The following is a 522-nucleotide window of genomic DNA, read 5'->3' as shown; positions in this document are numbered from 1 at the left end:
CCAGCGCTGACAATTTGCCGCGCCTTGTCGCCGTTTTCGGTCTAAATGCTCACAATATTCGGTTAATGCGGGTAATGCTCCGACAGCACCTTTAAATAATGTACCAAATTCAGTGGTGATTTTAAGCCAATTCTCTGCTGGGATGTTGAGTCTATTCAGTATGTCCTGACTGCTTGAACTAATGGCACCACGCTTATCTTCTCGAATTATCCGACCGGTATCTTCAACCAGTACAATGTAGTCTTTCACGCTGAACATGAGCCCGTTAGGCATATTGAGTCTTTCATTACCCACAAACGGTAATAGCTCTGGTGGTTGCTCGCCTTTGATTGCTGAATTTATTCGGCGCTGAATACTGGTGTAATCCGAGGTTTCAGGGGTTGCAGCCATTTTGGCTCTGACAGGGTTTAAATCGACATAAGCCATACAGGCTAAAACTGCGGCTTCATCAAGCAAAGCCTGAGATTTAAACCTGCCTTCCCAGAATCTTCCGGTACATTTATCTTCTTTGTTGGCCATTCT

Annotated in this window: 1 protein-coding gene; it reads right to left on the bottom strand. The window is 45.0% G+C overall.

Annotated features, from left to right (window positions below):
- A partial coding sequence (locus tag IEY40_RS20140) for a transposase (protein WP_487250662.1) occupies positions 1-522 on the bottom strand: 522 nt, incomplete at both ends.

Origin of the sequence: Shewanella ulleungensis (genome assembly GCF_014648315.1) — a bacterium.
GTDB classification, from domain to species: Bacteria; Pseudomonadota; Gammaproteobacteria; order Enterobacterales; family Shewanellaceae; genus Shewanella; species Shewanella ulleungensis.
The sequence above is the reverse complement of the archived record's forward strand: the minus strand, read 5'-3'. Positions and strand labels throughout refer to the sequence as shown.